The sequence below is a fragment of the Nocardia sp. NPDC058633 genome (assembly GCF_042717045.1).
GTDB lineage: Bacteria > Actinomycetota > Actinomycetes > Mycobacteriales > Mycobacteriaceae > Nocardia.
On record NZ_JBHXRA010000011.1, the window covers coordinates 24,645 to 40,561 of the forward strand.

A 15,917-nucleotide genomic window follows, 5' to 3' on the forward strand; every position below is an offset into this window, starting at 1 on the left:
GTCGGTCTCGGGCTGGGTCACGTCGCGTCTCCGCGATGTTGCGCGGCGACAGCGGTCAATCGCAGCACCGTTTCCTCGGCCACCGCCAGATCGAGCGCACCGATCTTCACCGCCCCCGCCGACGACGCGGTGGTCACCGTGACAGTCGCCAGCCCCAGCATCCGTTCCAGCGGCCCCCGCTCGGTGTCCACGGTCTGCACGCGCGAGATCGGCGCCACCCGCGACTCCTGATCCAGCCATCCCACCCGCGTGTACACGGCCTCGTCGGTGACCTCCCAACGATGCACCGCGTACCGCCACCGGGGAACCACCACGACGGCGACCACCGCGAGCGCTACGAGCACCAGTCCGACGAGCACCTGCCACCCACGACGGTCCCCGTCGAACACCGCCCACACCGCGAGCGCGACGAACAGAACCACCACCGATATCGCGTTCTCCGATGCCCACAGCAGCTTGGCCTTGGGACTCGGACGCCAGGCCGGTTCGGCCAGGATGGTGGAGCGTGGCAGCGACATGCTGCCCATGGTTCCATGCGCGCGCGACGAGTTCACCCCGTCGGGAATATGTGCGGTCACGGGGGAGGTTGTCGCCGGACAAGGACGACCACGCCGCGCCCGCCGCGGGCCCGTGAGCAGCCGACCACACGTCCGGGAGAGAAGTAGCGCATGATCGACGGGGTGAGCGATCTTCCGAAGCCGAGCGTTCCGATGCCGCCGCCGAGTCCCGCCGCGATGCGTCGAGCACTGCGCCGGGCCCGTGACGGCGTCACCTTGAATGTCGACGAAGCCACCGTCCTGCTGCACGCGACCGGCGACGACCTCGTCGACCTGTGCGCGAGCGCGGCCAGGGTTCGGGACGCGGGTCTGGAGTCGGCGGGGCGTCCACGCACCATCAGCTACTCGCGCAATGTGTTCATTCCGCTCACCAAGCTGTGTCGGGACAAATGCCACTACTGCACGTTCGTCACCGTGCCGGGCAAGCTGCGCGCCGAGGGCAAGGGCATGTTCCTCGAACCCGACGAGGTGCTCGAGATCGCCCGACAGGGTGCCGCACTGGGCTGCAAGGAAGCGCTGTTCACCCTCGGTGACCGGCCGGAGGACCGCTGGCCCGAGGCCGCTCAGTGGCTCGACGAACGCGGCTACGACTCCACCCTCGACTACCTGCGCGCCGTCTCCATCCTCGTGCTCGAGGAGACCGGTCTGCTGCCCCATCTGAATCCCGGGGTGATGAGCTGGAACGAGATCTCGCGCCTCAAGCCGGTGGCCCAGTCCATGGGCATGATGCTCGAAACCACGGCCACCAGGCTGTTCACCGACAAGGGCGAATGCCATTACGGCAGCCCCGACAAGGATCCCGCGGTCCGGCTGCGTTCGATCACCGACGCGGGCAGGCTCTCGGTGCCCTACACCACCGGCATTCTGGTCGGCATCGGCGAGAATCTCACCGAGCGCGCCGAGTCGATCATGGCGATTCGCAAGCAGCACCGGGAATTCGGGCACATCCAGGAAGTGATCGTGCAGAACTTCCGGGCCAAGGACGACACCGCCATGCGTGATGTGCCCGACGCCGGGGTGGCGGAATTCCTGGCCACGGTCGCGGTGACGAGATTGCTGCTCGGCCCCGACGTTCCGGTGCAGGCGCCACCGAACCTGGTGTCGCACAGTGATTGCCGGGCGCTGATCGAGGCGGGAATCGACGACTGGGGCGGGGTGTCGCCGGTGACTGTCGACCATGTCAACCCCGAACGCCCGTGGCCGAACCTCGATACGCTGCGCGAGATCACCGAGGCGGCCGGGTTCACCCTCGTCGAACGTACCTCGGCGCACCCGAAATACGTGCGCGCGGGCCACCCGTGGATCGACCCGCGCATCGGTGCGCACGTCGACGCGCTCACCGACCCCGCGACCGGGTTGGCCAGGCCTGATGCCATGCCGGTCGGGCTGCCCTGGCAGGAACCCGACGAGTCATGGGACTCTGTCGGCCGCGTCGACCTGAACACCGCTATCGACACCGAGGGCCGAAACACCGACAGCCGCAGTGATTCCGGGCTCGGGCAAGAGGTGGTCGGGGCGTTCGGCGACTGGGAGACGATCCGCGAGCACGCCCGCGACCTGGCCGTCATCGCACCCGAGCGCCTCGACTCCGAGGTGCTCGACGCCCTGCGCGCCGCCGAGAACGACCCGGCGGGACTCACCGACGACCAATATCTCGCGCTCGCCACCGCCGACGGCGCGAATATGGAAGCCGTTGCCGCACTGGCTGATTCGCTGCGGCGCGAGGTTTCCGGCGACGAGGTCACCTACGTCGTCAACCGCAACATCAACTTCACCAATATCTGCTACACCGGCTGTCGCTTCTGCGCTTTCGCCCAGCGCAAGGGCGATGCCGACGCCTTCACCCTCAGCACCGACGAGGTCGCCGATCGCGCGTGGGAAGCACACGTCGACGGCGCCACCGAGATCTGCATGCAGGGCGGTATCGACCCCGAACTTCCCGTTACCGGCTACGCCGACCTGGTCCGGGCGATCAAGGCGCGCGTTCCGTCGATGCATGTGCACGCGTTCAGCCCGATGGAAATCGTCAACGGCGCCTCGCGCGGGGGCCAGAGCATTCACGACTGGCTCTCGGCGCTGAAAGAGGCCGGATTGGGCTCGATCCCCGGAACGGCCGCGGAAATCCTCGACGACGAGGTGCGCTGGGTGCTCACCAAGGGCAAGCTCCCCACTTCCGCCTGGATCGAGGTCATCACGACCGCCCACGAACTGGGCATCCCGTCGAGCTCGACGATGATGTACGGCCATGTGGACAACCCGAAGCACTGGGTCGGACACCTGCGTGTCCTGCGCGGCATCCAGGACGAGACGGGTGGGTTCACCGAGTTCGTTCCGCTCCCGTTCGTGCACCAGAGCGCTCCGCTCTACCTGGCGGGCGCGGCCCGACCCGGTCCGACCAACCGTGACAACCGTGCGGTCCACGCGCTGGCCCGCATCATGCTGCACGGTCGTATCCACAACATCCAGACCAGCTGGGTGAAGCTGGGGACCCTGGGCACCCAGGCCATGCTCTCCGGCGGCGCCAACGATCTCGGCGGCACCTTGATGGAGGAAACGATCTCCCGGATGGCGGGCTCCCAACACGGTTCGGCCAAGACCGTCGCCGAGCTCACCGAGATCGCGGCGGGGATCGCGCGCCCGGTGCGTGAGCGCACCACGACATACGGTCGGGTGGATGCCAAGCCGGTGCCGCTGCCGCTCTCGATCGGCTGAGTTCAGGCTTCCAGCCGGGCCCGAACGCTGGCGAGCCGCTCCCGCAGCTCCTTCTCGTCGATGATGCCGCGCGTCAGGAGTGAATGTGCCAGGGCGACGAGCTGGTTCTCGGGGTAGGGCAGGCTGGGATACACGGTCGCCGACAGCGAGTCCTCGTCGTCGCGCCGGTCCTGGAAATTCGGGATCGGCGCCGCGCAGTGCGCGTGATCGAGCGCGTCGCAGAGACCGTCGAGGCTGGTCTTCCACGGCGGCACAAGGTTGGCGACTCCGTAGGCGGCGGCCATGCGCGGCCACACCTGGTCGCGGTCGACGATGGCTCGCAGCGTGGCGATGTCGTGGGTGCTCATCGGTTCCGCTCCTAGGTCGCCGGGTGGATGGCCGGTCGGGTGTGGGTGACGACATTCGTGGTCACGCCCGGCTTGGGCAGCGCGACCCCGATCAAGCAGTCGCGGGTGATGATCTCGGCGAGCTGGTCCTCGTTCCAGTCGTCGGTGCCCGCGGGCCGCTGCGGCATCACCATGAACCGATGCTTCTGGTTCGAATCCTGCACGCGCACCGCGACATCCGCCGGTAGATCGAGTCCGAACTCGGAGAGCACCTGGCGTGGCCAGCGCACCATGCGACGCCGGTAATTCGGCGTGCGATACCACTCGGGGGAGTTGCCCAGAATCGGTCGTGGATAGCACGAACACAGCGCGCACACGATCACGTGGTGCAGCGTGGGGGTGTCTTCGAGAATGGAGAACGCGGTGAAGTCGCTCGGTGTGCCGAAGCCGGTGGGCTCGAGCCAATCCACCCCGACCTCCTTGCTCGCGGTCATCGGTTCGGCGAGCGCGAGCGCCTTGAAGTCGGGATCGAGCCAGGCTCTGGCCACCAGGTGGACAGCGGGTGTGGGACCGATCTGTTCGGCGAATTCGGTGAACCGCCGGTGTTCCTCGGCGGTGAAGATGCCCTTCTCGATACACAGCTCGCGCAACGCGATCTCGAGCACTTCGAAATCGGTGACCTCGTCGACCATCGGAGCAACTGTGCGTTCGTGTTCGTGGTCGTGATCATGGCCGGTCATGAACTCCCCTTCTGGGCAAGATGATCGGACTGGGTGGCGGGTTCGAGCCAGCGTTCGGGGATCTCGGTGCGTAAGAGGTCGGTGCCGATCCCGGTGTAGCCGTGCCACAGCGTCGACAGGTGGAACTCGACGACGTAGAACCACTCGGGCTGCGCGTCCGGCCGATCCCACGTCTCGTCCTCGGGTGCCGGACTCTCGTAGGCGAGCGCGGCGATCTGGCCCACCGCGCCGCGCACGTACTCCGGCGTGCGGGTGTAGAACAGCGCGGGCAGTTCCCGGACCACGACGAGGTCGCCGACCTCGAAGCGCGCCCGGCCCGCCGCGCCGGCGAACACCTGCGGATCGCCCTTGCCCACCGCCGCGAGGTGATGACGATTGCGCTCGACCCGCGAGCCGTCGCCCTCGAACTTCGGCTCGGCCGTCAACGTCTTCCCGGCCAGACCGCCCTCGTAGCGTGCCTTGACCTCGACCATTCGTTCACTCAGTTCGGTCAGGCCGATGTGGTGCTTCTCGGCCAGGACCCGCGCGACGGCGAGCAGCCATCTGCCGTAATACGGCAGCCCGAGATACATCGCGCGCCCGAGATCGACGTTGCCGATGCGGCGGCGCTCCTCGGAGAGCCAGATCCCACGCCAGGCGAGCACCTCGCAGATCACATAGGTGTAGTGCTCCCACATCTCGTACTGCTTGTTCTCGTACACCATCGCGACGTCGGGCTCACCGCCCACATCGTGGTCGGTTTTCAGATATGCCCACAGGCGGTGGTGATCGATCAGATCCGGCGTCGGCGCGTCCGGAAGCTCGGGATATGACGATTTCAGCCGGGCTACCAGATCCAGCGCCGCCGCACGCTCCTGCGCTGTACTCATAACGGTTCCCTTCGTCGCGCGGTCTCCGTGACGCGAGGGGATCCGCTGTGTGCAACGATTTCCGAGATCAAATTTAGGCCTCCGCGTTGCGCAGGTAAAGGGTGAAACCCGGTCCCCCTCGCCGACTGTCGGTCGACCGGGCGATCCGGACGGGTCCGCGGCGCGTGGACCGGGTCGGCAAGGGTGTGACCCGTACCGGTTAGGGCAGGCTGACCTGGGCCTGGGGTCGGGATCACGCTAGGGTTGCGTGGGCGGAGTACCACCGCAGGTGAGGACAGACTAGGAGAACGGCAGTGCCGTACATCATCGCTGAACCGTGCGTTGACGTGAAGGACAAGGCGTGCATCGAGGAATGCCCCGTGGATTGCATCTACGAGGGCGGTCGCATGCTCTACATCCAACCCGACGAGTGCGTGGACTGTGGTGCGTGTGAGCCGGTCTGCCCCGTGGAGGCGATCTTCTACGAGGACGACACTCCGGACCAGTGGAGCGGTTACATCAACGCCAACGTCGACTTCTTCAACGAGCTGGGATCCCCCGGCGGCGCGACCAAGGTCGGTGTGGTCGATTACGACCCCGCCTTCATCAAGGCGCTGCCCCCGATGGCCGAAGAGTGAGCGCAGGGGTGCCTACCCGAAGCCGTGTGAGCAGCCTGCTGCCTGATTTCCCGTGGGACACCATCGCCGCGGTGAAACAGAAGGCGGCCGCTCATCCCGGTGGTCTGGTCGATCTGTCCGTCGGTACGCCGGTGGACCCGGTCGATCCGGTGATCCGGGCCGCGCTGAGTTCGGTGGCGGCCGTTCCGGGTTATCCGACCACGCACGGCACCCCTGAGCTGCGCTCCGCCGCCGTCGCCGCGTTGGCGCGCAGATTCGGCGTCACCGGTGTCGACCCGGCGGCGGTGCTCCCGGTGATCGGCACCAAGGAACTCATCGCCGGGCTGCCGCGCCTGCTCGGTGTCGGCCCGAACGATCTGGTGGTGATCCCCGAGATCGCCTACCCGACCTACGAGGTCGGCGCGCTGCTGGCGGGCGCGAAGCCGTGGCGCGCGGACGGTCTCACCCAGATCGGTCCGCAGAATCCGGCGCTGATCTTCGTGAACTCGCCCTCGAATCCCACCGGCAAGGTGCTGCCCGTCGAGCACCTGCGCAAGGTGGTGGCCTTCGCTCGCGAGCGCGGCGCGATCGTCGCCTCCGACGAGTGCTACCTGGGTCTCACCTGGGAGGGCGAGGCCGTGTCGATCCTCGACCCGCGCGTCTGCGACGGCGACCACACCGGCCTGCTGGCTATCCACTCCCTGTCGAAGACGTCGAACCTGGCCAGCTACCGCGCCGGTTTCCTCGCCGGTGACCCGGAATTGGTGGCCGAACTGCTCGAGGTGCGCAAGCACTCCGGCATGATCATGCCGTTCCCGATCCAGGCCGCGATGACCGCCGCGCTCAGCGACGACGTGCACGAGGCCGAGCAGCGCGAGCGCTACCGCGCCCGCCGTGAGATTCTCCGAAATGCTTTGCGGCAGGCGGGTTTTCGCATCGACTTCTCCGAAGCCGGGCTGTATCTGTGGGCCACCCGCGGCGAACCCTGCCGGGTGACCCTCGACTGGCTCGCCGAACGCGGAATCCTTGCCGCCCCCGGCGATTTCTACGGTCCCCGTTCGCCGGAACACGTGCGCATCGCACTGACCGCCACCGACGAGCGCGTCGCCCAGGCTGCCGAACGCCTGTCCTGAGCTGAACACAACCCCGGGCGTCGGGCGGGTGACGCGACACGGGATCGAAAGGCTTGCACGAAATGCACGGGGTGGAGTTCGAGGCGGGCGCGGTGTTCGCGGGGTATCGAATCGACCGGCTGCTCGGCCGGGGCGGAATGGGCACCGTCTATCTGGCGGCGCATCCGCGTCTGCCGCGTCGGGTCGCGCTGAAACTGCTCAATCGCGAACTGTATTCGGATCACGAGGTGCGCGGCAGATTCGAGCGTGAGGCCGATGTGTCGGCGCACCTGGACCATCCCGGCATCGTGTCGGTGCTCGATCGCGGAGTCGAAGACGGGCTGATGTGGATCTCCATGCAGTACGTCGACGGCACCGACGCGGCGGTGTTCCGCCGCGAGCCGATGGATCCGGCGCGAGCGGTGGGCATCATCACCCAGACTGCCGAAGCGCTGGACTACGCCCACGATCGCGGCGTGCTGCACCGAGATGTGAAGCCCGCCAACATCTTGCTGACCCCCACCCGCTCCGGTGACCGCGTGCTGCTCACCGACTTCGGTATCGCCCGGCTACGCGGCGACGCCCGCCAGCTCACCCGCACCGGCGCCTTCCTCGCCACCCTCGCTTACGCGTCCCCGGAACAACTCTCGGGTGCGCCGGTCGACCACCGCTCCGATCAGTACTCCCTGGGCTGCACCCTGTTCGCCCTGCTCACCGGCGAAAGCCCCTTTCCCGCGGACAATCCCGGCGCGGTCGTCGCCGCCCATCTGACGAAGCCTGCCCCGCGCGCGTCCGCGGTGATCGGTGATCTGCCGCCCGGTATCGACGCGGTCATCGCCACGGTGCTGGCCAAGGACCCCGACGAGAGATACGGCAGCTGTGCGGAATTCGCGCTCGCGGCGTCGGAGGCGATCGCGCAGGCGGCATCAGTGACCCGTGGGACCGCGCACAACGGCGACAGCCGTAGTTCCATGGGGGTCGTCGGCCGGGTGGCGATCAGTCCGGGGGCGGGGCTGCTGTCCGACCGGGAACACCGGCAGGCGAATGCCGATGCGAGTTCGATGAACCCCACCCTCGTCGCCTCCCCGCCGTACCCCGCGTCACCGGCCGCAGCCGGGAGCCCTGGACGGGGACGGCTCGGGGCCGAGCCTGTTGCGCGCCCTGGAGCCACACCGCCCGCGTCCGATCATGTCTCGTTGCCGGGACACCTCGGCCGTGGGCCGTCAGGTCGGCAGCCACCGCGGGCTGTCTCGTCGCGATGGCGGGTACTGGCGGTGAGCCTGCTCGTGCTCGCGATGGTCGCCGGGGTCGGCGTGGTGGGCGTCGGCGCGATCTACTGGAAGTTCGTCCGGCCCAATCGGGTTGCGCCGCCGCCGACCTGGGGAGCGCACGGGTCGGTCGCGTCGGGGTTCACCGAGTTGATCGCGTCGGGGCCGACCGGGCGCGGCTGGCGGGACGCGAGCTGTTTCGCGACACCGTCGTTGGTGGTGCTGCCGGGCGACCCGGCGCCACTGCGGCAGATCACCTGCACCGACGCCGACGGTCTCATCGCCTGGTACACCGAATACCCGAATGCCGCCGACGTGGACGCCTACCTCACCCGGCACACCACCGAAGACGCCCAGCGCGAGCTGCACCACACGAGCCTGGCCGCCTATCGCCCGCGCGACCCCGCCGCGCCGTTCACGCTCGCGGCCAGGCAGCGCGGCAACGTGTTCAGCGCGAACTCGGTGGTCGAGGTGTCGTGGCCGGGGCATTCCTTCGAGCAGGCCCGCGACGACTGGTGGCGGCAAGCCCCCTTCTGACGTGGGTGCGCCCCGCGGCGTCTAGACCAATGGCTTGCCCCGGCGCTGACGGCGGCGCATGTCGGCGAGGGCCACGTTGAACGGGAAGTTGCGGATCGGGCGGGGTAGCCGGACCGACACGTTGCCGGTGGCGCGCATCAGGCGGTTCAGGGTGCGCTCGTCGGCGGAGGTCCAGGGCAGGTCGAGTTCGTCGCGCAGGTGCTGGGGGAGCAGCCCGGTGGTGAACCAGCGGTGGAAGCGGGCCAAGCCCGGGCGCAGGAGCGGGTGGAGCATTTTCAGGTCCAGCAGGTCGTCGAAGTAGGCCTTGATGGTGGAGTCGACGGTGGTCTGGGCGAGGTGGGTGGTCCAGTAGACATCGAAGGCGGCGCGGTCGGCGGGCCACATCTCCCTGGGGACCTGGAGGGTGGTGCCGAGGCGATGGGCGTAGCCGTAGAAGGTGTCGGCGGTGGTGTCGTCGGTGGGGCCGAACAGGCGCGCCACCAAGTCCACCGAACCCCAGTACAGGCACGCCGCCACCCACAACTGCAGGTCCTTGTCGAAGGCGTTGTACTTCACGGGGCTGTCGGCGGTGGAGTGGACGTGGCGGTGCACGCCGTTGATCGCGGTGCGGTAGGCGGCGCGGTCGGCGTCGGTGCCCATCAGCGCCACCGCCAGGTAGGTGAGCGTGGTCCGGGTGCGTTTCACCGGGTGCACCATGATGCTGCCGCTGTGCACTGTCGATTCCGCGACGCCGTAGCCGACCGGAGGCAGGCTGAGCTGCATGATCACATTGGCCGTCGCGCCGTAGAAGGCCGCGGCTCCGTCGATGTAGTCGCGAATGTCGAAAGGTGCCGGTCCGGACTTCTGCGAACGCGAACGCGAGCGCGACAGGATGGTCATCGTTGACCCCGTTTTCATCAAAGAGAACTTGAGAGAGTTGTTGGTTGAATGTCTCACTCTGTCGCCGGGGTGTCAACGGAACGGCGGCGGCGAGCGTCGAATCGTGTCGCGTTAGCGTTGACGAATGCTCTATGGTCCGCCGCTGCTTCTCGCTTCGCTGAATCCGGCCGCCGTCGCCGCCGGGGATGACATTCCCGACGCCGTCACTATCGATGATGCCACCGTCTCGCGCAGTGATCTGCTGGGTTCGGCAACCTCGGTGGCCGAACGCATCGCCCGCGCCGACCGTGTCGCGGTGCTGGCCGAACCGACCTTGCGCACCGTGATCGCCGTGGTCGGTTGCCTGATCGCGGGTGTGACCGTGGTTCCGGTGCCGCCGGACGCCGGTGCCGCCGAGCGCGAGCACATCCTGCGCGATTCCGGTGCGCAGGCCTGGCTGGGCCCGGCGCCGGCGGACGCGGATCTGCCGGTGGTGCCGGTGCGGCTGCACGCGCGGTCGTGGCACACCTACCCCGAACCCGACCCGACGGCGATCGCCTTCATCCTCTACACCTCGGGTACCACGGGGCCGCCCAAGGGCGTGATGCTCAGCCGCGGTGCGATCGCCGCGGGGCTCGACGCGCTGGCCGAGGCGTGGGAGTGGACGTGGAAAGACACCCTGGTACACGGACTTCCGCTGTTCCACGTGCACGGGCTGATCCTCGGGCTGCTCGGCCCGCTGCGGGTCGGTAGTCCGGTGATCCACACCGGCAAGCCGACACCCGAGGCCTACGCCGCGGCGGGCGGCACCCTGTACTTCGGCGTGCCGACCGTGTGGTCGCGGGTGGTCGAAAAGCCTGAACTGGCGAAAGAACTCGGGAAGGCGCGGCTGCTGGTCTCGGGCAGCGCGCCGCTGCCGGTGCCGGTGTTCGAGAAGCTGGCCGAGCTCACCGGGCAGGCGCCGGTGGAGCGCTACGGGATGAGCGAAACGATGATCACGCTGTCCACCCGCGCCGACGGCGAGCGCAGGCCGGGCTGGGTCGGCACCGCGGTGCGCGGGGTGGAGACCAGGCTGCGCGACGAAGCCGGCGAGCCCGTCGCGCACGACGGTGTGAGTATCGGTGGCCTGCAGGTTCGCGGACCGATGCTGTTCGACGGGTATCTGAATCGGCCGGAGGCCACCGCGCGGGACTGGACCGAGGACGGCTGGTTCCGCACCGGTGACGTGGCTGTGATCGATGCCGACGGGTTCCATCGCATCGTCGGGCGCGAGTCGATCGACCTCATCAAATCCGGCGGGTACCGCATCGGCGCGGGAGAAATCGAGACTGCGCTGCTCGGGCATCCGGCGGTCGCCGAGGTCGCCGTGGTCGGGCTGCCCGACGACGATCTCGGTCAGCGGATCGTGGCCTTCGTCGTTGCGCGCGACGGCGGTTCCGACGCACTCGGTGTCGAACTGACCGCCTATGTGGGCGAACAGCTTTCGGCCCACAAACGCCCGCGGGAAGTCCGCTTCGTCGACGCGCTCCCGCGTAACGCGATGGGCAAGGTGCAGAAGAAGCTGCTGGGGGACTGAGGCGAGCCGTCCGGCACGGTGTCGGCGTGCGGGCTCACGGAGTTCGGTCGGTGCTCCCGCGGGCGCTCATCCGGCGGATCGGCCCGATCAGCGTGTGGTAGATCGGGCGGACCACGCGTCCCGGCAGGTAACGATGACGCTCCTCCTTCCAGGCGCGTGCCCGCTGGTGCGCCGCGAGCGGTGACCACTTGTCCGGGTCGACGGGCGGCGTGGTGCGGAATTCGATGCGGCACAGGTGCTTTGTGTTGACGAACCCGTATTGACCGGGGCTCACCAGTCGAAGCGGAGCGCCGTGGTCGCTGGTGAGCGGCTGCCCGTCGAGCCGGTCGGCGATGAGCACGTCCTCGGCCAGCGCGTCGTCGATCAACGCGATCGACTGGTACCCGTCGAGGCCTGCGAACACGACGTGGCTGATCGAAACACCCGGCGCGAGCAGCGGTTCCACCCGCAGGCGATAGAGCGTGGCCAACGCGACGCCCGACCACAGCAGGTCGGTGGCAGTCCACCCGGCCACGCAGTGGAAGTCTGCTTTCAACTCCAGGCGCGGCAGCTGGGCGAGGTCGGTCATGGAGAGCGTGAACGGCTCCGTCAGCGCCCCGCCGACCTCGATCACCGGATTCGCGGGAACCGGTGGCGGTGGGTGATGGAGGTGTGTGCCGAACCGGGGGAAGCCGTCGATCGCCCGCTGACCAGGGGGAAGTGCCATGCCGAACCTCCGTTATACGGTTACGTATAGATAGAAGCGTAGCGTGCGGACAGCGCGAGGTCGAGAGGCGTCTGCTGTCGCGGCCTGTGTGCTCGCCCACCCGACCGGATCACCCCGGGGGTGCTCACTCGGGAACCCGCACAGCACTGAGCTTTTCGGGGTTGCGCATGGAGTAGATCGCGGTGATCCGACCGTCGGTGACCTCGATGGAGGTCACCTGGTCGAGCACACCGTCGACGGTCGCCAGGATCGAGGGCATCGCGTTGTAGACGCCGAAGTGCGTGCCCACCGCACCGAGCCGCTGCCCCTTGGTGAGCAACCCGATGACCAGCCGGGCCACCTTGTCCTGGCCACGCACGGGCCTGCGGACCGCGTTCACCACACCACCGCCGTCACCGAGGAACACCACCTCGGGCGCGAGCACGTCCATCAGCGCTTGCACATTCCCGGTGGCTGCCGCGATCGCGAACCTCTCGACCACCGACCGGGCCTGGGCGGGAGTCGCGATGGCGGTGTGGCGCGCCGCGTGCACCCGGTCGCGAGCGCGCCGGTTCAGCTGCCGCACAGCGGCTTCGGATTTGTCCACCGCGGCCGCGATTTCTGCGTAGTCGAACGCGAACACCTCGCGCAGCACGAACACCGCGCGCTGCACCGGCGTGAGGGTTTCCAGCACGAGCAGCATCGCGGTGCTCACCGCCTCGCCGGTGAGCACATGCTCGACCCCGCCCTCGGCCTCGGTGGCCAGCGGTTCGGGCAGCCACGGCCCGATGTAGGTCTCGCGTCTGCCCGCTGCGGACCGCAGCACACCCAGCGCCTGCCGCGTGACGATCTGCGCGAGGTAGGCGCGCGGGTTCTCGATCAGCGCCAGGTCGACTCCGCGCCAGCGCAGGTAGCTGTCGTGCAGGACGTCCTCGGTGTCGACCACCGAGCCGAGGATCTCGTAGGCGATCGAGAACAGCAGTCGCCGGTTCTCGGTGAAGGTGTCCTCGTGAGCCCGGGTCACCGCTTCGGGCCTCTCATCCACACGCTGTTGCCGGTGCGGGCGGCATAGGCGGCGTAGCGGCTGACGAGTTCCTTGGTGCGGGCGGCAAGACGTCCACCGAAGAACAACCGGCCCGCCCTGTCCGAGCGATCGGTCGCCTGCAGCACGGCGTCGCGTCGCCCCAGGCTCATTCCCTGCCCGGCGTACCCCATCGAGAACGGCCGCGGCTCACGTCCTTCGATCATCCTGGCCAGCGTATCGGCCGCGTGCGCGCCCTGTGGTGCTGCCGTGGCGCAGGCCATGCGCATGCCGGGAACGGCCGCGCAGTCCCCGACGGCGAACACACGAGGATCGGTGACGCTACGCAGGCTCTCGTCGACCAGCGCACGACCGTGGGCGTCCACGGCGAGTCCGCTGCGAGCGGCCAGTTCGGGGACCGCGGAGACGATCGCCCAGAGGGTGAGGTCGGAACCGAGGGTGGTTCCGGAGTCCAGTCGCAGCGTCGTCTCGTCGATCTCGACGATCCGATCGGTGACGATCTCCACGTTCAGCCGGGCGAGCGTGCGGCGGATATGGCGCTGCGCACCGGCCGAGAGCCAGGCCGCGACCGCATCGCTAGCCAGCCGTACGCGCAGGTCGGGGCGGGCTTCGGCGATCTCGGACACGGTTTCGATCCCGGTCAGCCCACCGCCGATCACGGTCACGGTTGCGCCGGTGGACAGCGCCTCCAGCGCGACGCGTGCCTGCTCGGCGCCCTCCCAGGTGCCCACCGGGATCGCACCGGGCAGCGGGTTCGCGATGCTGCCCGCCGCGAGGATCGCGTGGTCGAAGTCCAGGCTCCGACCGTCGTCGAGGGTGACGGTTGCGTCGCCGATCTTGTCCACGCTCGCGGTCTCGATCGCGATGCCGTCCCGGAGCATCTCGCCGAGGGGCCGGGTCGCGGTGCCGCTGCCCGCGATCTGCTCGTGCAAGCGAACCCGTTCGATGAAGTCGCCCCGCGGGTTGACCACGGTGATCCGCGCGTCCGGCGCCTTCTTTCTCAGCCGATTCGCCGCGACAGTGCCCGCGTACCCTGCGCCGATAACCACGATGTTCATCTGAGCCTCCTGTGCCATGGACCGTTGCGTACGACCATGGGATGCGACAGGGAGCCCGTGTGTGACAGTGACGTGCGTCACGGAGCGAAAGGCCCCGCACTCCGCAGAAGTACGAGGCCTTTCCCTACCGCGATGTCAGATCAGGGCTGACCGGTCGCGAACGCGATCACGGCGTCCAGGAATGCCTGGCCACCCATCACATAACCGCCGATGACCATTCCGGCCGGGATGGTGAACAGCCACAGGAACGGGAAGAACGCGCCGATGATGCCGCCGATGACGATGCCCGGCAGGTTCTTGTTGACCTGCTCCATGAGCCGGTCGTAGGAGCTGATGTCCTTCAGGTCCGCGACATTGCGCAACTTCGCGGAATCCTCGGGCGTCATGGTCGAGGTCAGCGTGACGGTACGGCCGTCCGCGCTGATCTGCTGGTTCACGGCGATCGGCAGGCCCGCGACCTCCGAGCGCAGCGGCGCCTGGTCGACCGTCACGCCGTCGGCGGTCTGCAGCAGCACCGAGGCGCCGTCGGCCGAGAGCGCGAACTTGCCGCTGTCCACGGCCCAGGTGACGGACTTGTCCGCCGGCGACACTGTGGTCTGGTAGTTGATCCCGTGCGTCACGCCAGAAGTCACGCCCCCCGAAGCCACTACGCCGGGCTGCTCGGTGGCCACCGCGGGCCCACCGTGAGCGGTGGCCGCGGTAATCCCCACCGCGGCGACCGCCATGAAAACAGCAGTAGTGATCTTTCCGAACTTCATTCTTCGAACCCCTCCGTGTGCATTACCGCCCGGATCGGACGGCAATAGGAACGGTAGCGTGCGAATTCAGCTGTCGCACATCAGGGTTCAATGTCATAAAACCGCAATATTTGCTGAACTGTTTCCAGCGGCGGGAATTGCCGGGCCGCGCGGCCCGGCAATTCGCCGATATCAATCGTTGGCGTGCAGTGCGGCGTTGAGTTCGACGCCGGTGCCCTTGCGCGAAACGACCTCGACCGCGCCGGTGGTGGAATTGCGACGGAACAGCAGATTGTTCTGACCCGAAAGGCTCGCGGCCTTGACCACCGTGCCGTCGGGTCCGGTGACCTTGGTACCCGCGGTGACGTAGAGCCCGGCCTCGATCACGCAGTCGTTGCCGAGGGAGATGCCGAGCCCGGAGTTCGCGCCGAGCAGCGAACGCTCGCCGACCGAGATGACCTGGGTGCCGCCGCCGGACAGGGTGCCCATGATGGAGGCGCCGCCACCGACATCGGAGCCGTCGCCGACCACGACGCCGGCCGAGATGCGACCCTCGACCATCGAGTTGCCGAGGGTGCCCGCGTTGAAGTTGACGAAGCCCTCGTGCATGACGGTGGTACCGGCGGCGAGGTGCGCGCCGAGCCGGACCCGGTCGGCGTCACCGATGCGCACACCGGAGGGGACCACGTAGTCGACCAGGCGCGGGAACTTGTCGACGCTGAGCACCGTCACCGGGCCGCGGGCGCGCAGCTTCAGGCGGGTCTGCTCGAAGCCGTCGACCGCGCACGGGCCGTGGTTGGTCCACACGACATTGCTGAGCAGGCCGAACTGGCCGTCGAGGTTCAGGCCGTGCGGCTGGACGAGACGGTGCGAGAGCAGGTGCAGGCGCAGGTACACCTCGTGCGCGTCGACCGGGGCGGCCGCGAGGTCGGCGATCGTGGTGCGCACCGCGACGACCTCGACCCCACGCGCCGCGTCCACGCCGAGGAGCGCGGCGAACTCGGGCACATCGGCGGCGTCGAGCCGCTGGGAGCCGGTCTCGGTGAACTCGCCCAGCGCGGGGCTGGGGTACCAGGTATCGAGGACGGTCCCGTCCGAGGTCACGTTGGCGATTCCGACTGCAGTTGCTCCCTGAATACTCACGGAGGCCATTTTGCCCGTTCGGGCTGTTGTGTTGTTCCGCGGGCCCTGTGCGTTCGACCACGCGCCCTGCTTCGCCCCCGGATCTCCGGGATCGAGGGTCC

15 protein-coding genes are annotated in these 15,917 nt (G+C 68.3%); 5 read left to right on the forward strand and 10 right to left on the reverse strand.

The annotated features are described in order from the left end of the window. Positions 1 to 17 precede the first annotated feature (17 nt). Positions 18 to 518, reverse strand: a complete 501-nt coding sequence (locus ACFWUR_RS16160) for a PH domain-containing protein (RefSeq protein ID WP_378907554.1) — start codon at positions 516 to 518, stop codon at positions 18 to 20. 150 nt (positions 519 to 668) lie between these two features. Between ACFWUR_RS16160 and ACFWUR_RS16165 the strand changes: the two genes are divergently transcribed. Beyond that, positions 669 to 3,269 carry a bifunctional FO biosynthesis protein CofGH gene (locus ACFWUR_RS16165; RefSeq protein WP_378907557.1) on the forward strand — a complete coding sequence of 867 codons (2,601 nt, stop codon included), beginning with the start codon at positions 669 to 671 and terminating at the stop codon, positions 3,267 to 3,269. A 2-nt stretch (positions 3,270 to 3,271) separates the two neighbouring features. Here the strand turns inward: ACFWUR_RS16165 and ACFWUR_RS16170 are convergent, their stop codons facing one another. The 3 genes from ACFWUR_RS16170 to ACFWUR_RS16180 are packed head-to-tail and all read right to left on the reverse strand — an operon-like array spanning position 3,272 to position 5,204. Further along, entirely contained in the window at positions 3,272 to 3,616 is a 345-nt protein-coding gene (locus ACFWUR_RS16170) for a thiocyanate hydrolase (RefSeq protein WP_378907559.1), read from the reverse strand. A gap of 11 nt (positions 3,617 to 3,627) precedes the next feature. After that, positions 3,628 to 4,335, reverse strand: a complete 708-nt coding sequence (gene scnC, locus ACFWUR_RS16175) for a thiocyanate hydrolase subunit gamma (RefSeq protein ID WP_378907561.1) — start codon at positions 4,333 to 4,335, stop codon at positions 3,628 to 3,630. Beyond that, the gene (locus tag ACFWUR_RS16180; RefSeq protein ID WP_378907563.1) at positions 4,332 to 5,204 is read right to left on the reverse strand and encodes an SH3-like domain-containing protein; all 873 of its coding nucleotides are present in this window, start codon (positions 5,202 to 5,204) and stop codon (positions 4,332 to 4,334) included. Before ACFWUR_RS16180 ends, scnC begins: the two co-directional genes overlap by 4 nt. A 293-nt stretch (positions 5,205 to 5,497) precedes the next feature. On the opposite strand from ACFWUR_RS16180, the gene fdxA reads away from it, so the two are divergent. The 3 genes from fdxA (at position 5,498) to ACFWUR_RS16195 (ending at position 8,717) form a co-directional block, all read left to right on the forward strand. Next, on the forward strand, positions 5,498 to 5,821 hold the full coding sequence (gene fdxA, locus ACFWUR_RS16185; protein ID WP_378907566.1) for a ferredoxin: 324 nt from the start codon (positions 5,498 to 5,500) through the stop codon (positions 5,819 to 5,821). Between the two features lie 26 nt (positions 5,822 to 5,847). After that, on the forward strand, positions 5,848 to 6,933 hold the full coding sequence (gene dapC, locus ACFWUR_RS16190) for a succinyldiaminopimelate transaminase (protein WP_378907568.1): 1,086 nt from the start codon (positions 5,848 to 5,850) through the stop codon (positions 6,931 to 6,933). 62 nt (positions 6,934 to 6,995) lie between these two features. Continuing rightward, a complete protein-coding gene (locus ACFWUR_RS16195) occupies positions 6,996 to 8,717 on the forward strand; it encodes a protein kinase (protein WP_378907999.1) in 1,722 nt (573 codons plus the stop codon). 21 nt (positions 8,718 to 8,738) lie between these two features. Here ACFWUR_RS16195 and ACFWUR_RS16200 read toward each other — a convergent pair whose 3' ends face one another. After that, positions 8,739 to 9,596, reverse strand: coding sequence for an oxygenase MpaB family protein (locus ACFWUR_RS16200; protein ID WP_378907571.1), 858 nt, complete (start codon positions 9,594 to 9,596; stop codon positions 8,739 to 8,741). 124 nt (positions 9,597 to 9,720) lie between these two features. Between ACFWUR_RS16200 and ACFWUR_RS16205 the strand changes: the two genes are divergently transcribed. Continuing rightward, entirely contained in the window at positions 9,721 to 11,151 is a 1,431-nt protein-coding gene (locus ACFWUR_RS16205) for an acyl-CoA synthetase (RefSeq protein ID WP_378907573.1), read from the forward strand. Between the two features lie 34 nt (positions 11,152 to 11,185). Here ACFWUR_RS16205 and ACFWUR_RS16210 read toward each other — a convergent pair whose 3' ends face one another. The 5 genes from ACFWUR_RS16210 to dapD form a co-directional block, all read right to left on the reverse strand. Further along, positions 11,186 to 11,857, reverse strand: a complete 672-nt coding sequence (locus tag ACFWUR_RS16210) for a molybdopterin-dependent oxidoreductase (RefSeq protein ID WP_378907575.1) — start codon at positions 11,855 to 11,857, stop codon at positions 11,186 to 11,188. A gap of 124 nt (positions 11,858 to 11,981) precedes the next feature. Continuing rightward, the gene (locus ACFWUR_RS16215) at positions 11,982 to 12,860 is read right to left on the reverse strand and encodes an RNA polymerase sigma-70 factor (RefSeq protein WP_378907578.1); all 879 of its coding nucleotides are present in this window, start codon (positions 12,858 to 12,860) and stop codon (positions 11,982 to 11,984) included. Next, positions 12,857 to 13,936 carry an NAD(P)/FAD-dependent oxidoreductase gene (locus tag ACFWUR_RS16220; protein WP_378907581.1) on the reverse strand — a complete coding sequence of 360 codons (1,080 nt, stop codon included), beginning with the start codon at positions 13,934 to 13,936 and terminating at the stop codon, positions 12,857 to 12,859. Before ACFWUR_RS16220 ends, ACFWUR_RS16215 begins: the two co-directional genes overlap by 4 nt. A gap of 140 nt (positions 13,937 to 14,076) precedes the next feature. Continuing rightward, the gene (locus tag ACFWUR_RS16225) at positions 14,077 to 14,694 is read right to left on the reverse strand and encodes a hypothetical protein (RefSeq protein WP_378907584.1); all 618 of its coding nucleotides are present in this window, start codon (positions 14,692 to 14,694) and stop codon (positions 14,077 to 14,079) included. A gap of 171 nt (positions 14,695 to 14,865) precedes the next feature. Further along, positions 14,866 to 15,816, reverse strand: coding sequence for a 2,3,4,5-tetrahydropyridine-2,6-dicarboxylate N-succinyltransferase (dapD, locus tag ACFWUR_RS16230; protein WP_378907586.1), 951 nt, complete (start codon positions 15,814 to 15,816; stop codon positions 14,866 to 14,868). Between the last annotated feature and the right edge of the window lie 101 nt (positions 15,817 to 15,917).

Excerpts from the sequence above, each read along its gene's own strand:
- ACFWUR_RS16220 (WP_378907581.1), bottom strand. The coding sequence starts at position 13,936 with ATGAACATCGTGGTTATCGGCGCAGGGTACGCGGGCACTGTCGCGGCG.
- ACFWUR_RS16170 (WP_378907559.1), bottom strand. The coding sequence starts at position 3,616 with ATGAGCACCCACGACATCGCCACGCTGCGAGCCATCGTCGACCGCGAC.
- ACFWUR_RS16200 (WP_378907571.1), bottom strand. The coding sequence starts at position 9,596 with ATGACCATCCTGTCGCGCTCGCGTTCGCGTTCGCAGAAGTCCGGACCG.
- ACFWUR_RS16225 (WP_378907584.1), bottom strand. The coding sequence starts at position 14,694 with ATGAAGTTCGGAAAGATCACTACTGCTGTTTTCATGGCGGTCGCCGCG.
- ACFWUR_RS16180 (WP_378907563.1), bottom strand. The coding sequence starts at position 5,204 with ATGAGTACAGCGCAGGAGCGTGCGGCGGCGCTGGATCTGGTAGCCCGG.
- ACFWUR_RS16160 (WP_378907554.1), bottom strand. The coding sequence starts at position 518 with ATGTCGCTGCCACGCTCCACCATCCTGGCCGAACCGGCCTGGCGTCCG.
- scnC (WP_378907561.1), bottom strand. The coding sequence starts at position 4,335 with ATGACCGGCCATGATCACGACCACGAACACGAACGCACAGTTGCTCCG.
- ACFWUR_RS16195 (WP_378907999.1), top strand. The coding sequence starts at position 6,996 with ATGCACGGGGTGGAGTTCGAGGCGGGCGCGGTGTTCGCGGGGTATCGA.
- ACFWUR_RS16210 (WP_378907575.1), bottom strand. The coding sequence starts at position 11,857 with ATGGCACTTCCCCCTGGTCAGCGGGCGATCGACGGCTTCCCCCGGTTC.
- ACFWUR_RS16205 (WP_378907573.1), top strand. The coding sequence starts at position 9,721 with ATGCTCTATGGTCCGCCGCTGCTTCTCGCTTCGCTGAATCCGGCCGCC.
- ACFWUR_RS16165 (WP_378907557.1), top strand. The coding sequence starts at position 669 with ATGATCGACGGGGTGAGCGATCTTCCGAAGCCGAGCGTTCCGATGCCG.